Origin of the sequence: Pseudomonas sp., assembly GCF_050739995.1 — a bacterium.
Lineage (GTDB): Bacteria > Pseudomonadota > Gammaproteobacteria > Pseudomonadales > Pseudomonadaceae > Aquipseudomonas.
In genome coordinates, this window is the sequence record NZ_JBOICG010000024.1 from 1 (window position 1) to 2,513 (window position 2,513).

1 protein-coding gene and 2 pseudogenes are annotated in these 2,513 nt (G+C 60.5%); 1 reads left to right on the plus strand and 2 read right to left on the minus strand.

Features of this window, described 5'->3' with window-relative positions; translation table 11 throughout:
• On the minus strand, positions 1 to 711 hold a 711-nt coding region (locus ACRESD_RS00735; protein ID WP_431749181.1), incomplete at its 3' end, for a methyl-accepting chemotaxis protein.
• Between the two features lie 15 nt (positions 712 to 726).
• Positions 727 to 2,007: pseudogene (locus ACRESD_RS00740) on the minus strand (HAMP domain-containing protein); the annotation flags it as partial.
• Positions 2,008 to 2,226: 219 nt separating this feature from the next.
• On the opposite strand from ACRESD_RS00740, the pseudogene ACRESD_RS00745 reads away from it, so the two are divergent.
• Positions 2,227 to 2,513: pseudogene (locus tag ACRESD_RS00745) on the plus strand (M48 family peptidase); the annotation flags it as partial.

Below are 2,513 nucleotides of genomic sequence, written 5' to 3' on the forward strand. Positions count from 1 at the left end.
ATTGATGTCCTCGGCCACCGCGCTCTGTTCCTCGGCAGCGCTGGCGATCTGGGTGTTCATGTCGTTGATTACCGACACCGCCTGAGTGATGGTCTCCAGCGCTTGCGCCGCCTTTGCCGCGTGCTGCACGCTTTCATCGGTGCGGTTCTGGCTGTCTTCCATCACCCGCACCACATCGCGCGTGCCTTGTTGCAACTGCTGGATCATGGCCTGGATTTCTTCGGTGGCCTTCTGGGTTTTCTGCGCCAGGTTGCGCACTTCATCCGCGACCACGGCAAAACCACGGCCTTGCTCGCCGGCTCGTGCCGCTTCGATGGCGGCGTTGAGTGCAAGCAGGTTGGTCTGCTCGGCAATCCCGCGAATCGCGGTGAGGATCGCGTTGATGTTCTCGCTGTCCTTGGCCAGGGTCTGCACCACGCCGACGGCTTTGCCGATTTCTTCGGCGAGTGCGCCGATGGACGTCGAGGTGTCACGCACAATACGCATACCTTGGCTGGCTGCCTGGTCGGCATGGCTGGCGGCTTGCGCAGCCTGGGTGGCATTGCGCGCCACATCTTGCGCGGTAGCGGTCATTTCATGCACGGCGGTCGCCACCTGGTCGATCTCGACCATTTGTTTGTGCACGCCCTGGTTGGTGCGAATCGCAATGTCGGCAGTGTGTTCCGAAGAGTCGCTGACTTTCTGCACTGAACTCACCACTTGCGTAATCATGCCTTGCAGCTTGATCAGGAAGGTATTGAAGCCGCTGGCGATCGCCCCCAATTCGTCGGCGCGATCGCTGGTCAGGCGTCGTGTGAGATCGCCTTCGCCCTGGGCGATGTCGTTGAGCATGGCCACCATTTGCTTGAGCGGGCGGGCGATGCCATGGCCGACCAGCCAGATCACCAGCAAGCCGATGCCGGCGATCACCAGGCCGACCATGGCCATGCCGAACGTGTCGGTCTTGCGTTGGGCTTGCAGGTCACTTTGCAGTGCGTTCGAGTCCGCCATCACGGCGCTCAGGGGGAGTTGCAACATCAAGGTCCAGCGCGCTTCGGCCTGGCCGATGTTGAACGGCAAGAGCAATTCGATATGCCCATTTGTCTTGTCGATGTCGTAGCGCACTTCGCCGACTTTCAGTTGGCCAAGGTTGGCCAGTTCATTACTGTCGAGCAGGTCACTGGCCTTCTCGCCGAGCTTGCTAGCGTCCTTGGTGTAGGCCACCAGGCGTCCGTTGCTGGAGATCAGCGCCAGTTCACCGGCACCGTCGTAGAGATTCTGGTCGGCACGGGTCAGCATGTCCTGGATGAAGTTTACCGAGAGGTCGGCACCGACGATGCCCTGGAACTTGCCATCGATCATGATCGGTTCGATGAACGACGCCAGCATCACCATGGCGTTGCCCACCTTGTACGGGGCAGGGTCGATGGCGCAGGGCTTCTGGCTTTCCTTGGAGCACAGGTAGTACTCGCTGGCGCGTACGCCGGTAGAGAGAATGTTCTGATCGTTGACGTCGGCCAGCTTGTCCAGGCCCAGGCTGCCATCGGCGTTGCGGTACCACCACGGCAGGAAGCGGCCGTCGGTGCCCATGCCGACGATGGGGCTGTTCACAAAACTGGCGTCGTTGTGATCGATGGCGTTGGGTTCCCAGCCGATGTAGGCGCCGAGGATTTTCGGGTTACGCACCACGGTTTCATGCAGCAGGCTGATCAGCTGCTCGCGGCTGATCTGCAAGGCCGGTTCGCCCTTGGCGTCCTTCATGCCGAGCAGAGCGTTGGTGGTAGCCAAGCCTTTGGCGGTCACCAACGGCGCTTCCAGTTCGCGCTGGATCAGTGTGGCCTGGGTTTGCGCCAGCGTGGTGAGGCGCTCCTTGATGATCTGTTCGAACTGCGCCTGGGTGCGCTCTTGCACCATCTCCTGGGTGCGCGCACCGGCAAACAAGGCGTAGAGCACCAGTACGGCGACTACGCTCAGCACGATGGCGCCGGTCAGTGCCGCGACGGAAAACTGAATCGACTTGAATTTCATGAAGGCTCCGGGCGCAGAGGGAGATGGGCTGCATTTTTATATCGGCCACGCCGAAGGGAGCCTTAAGGCGTGTCCTGCAAAAAAGTCGGTGGCGTCGCAAATGGGATGGTGGCTGGCGTAGTGGGATGTATCCGAAATTTAACGGTTACACGTCTACTGTATCTGGCGCCGATATAAATGACCGCCTACGATACGCGCCTGATTTTCAGGGAGAGTGTCATGAAGAAAGCATTGGCGGTAAGCCTACTTAGTTCAGCAGTACTGCTGGCCGGTTGTCAGTCGGTCAACACCACCAGTGGCGGCGCCGTGGGTGTTGAGCGCAAGCAGTACATGTTCAGCATGCTGTCGAGCCAGGAAGTCGACCAGATGTATGCCCAGTCCTACCAGCAGACCCTGGGTGAGGCGAGTGGCAAGGGCTTGGTGGACAAGACCAGCGCCAACGCCAAGCGCGTGCAGGCCATTGCCAACCGCCTGATCGCCCAGGCGCCGTCCTTCCGCCCGGATGC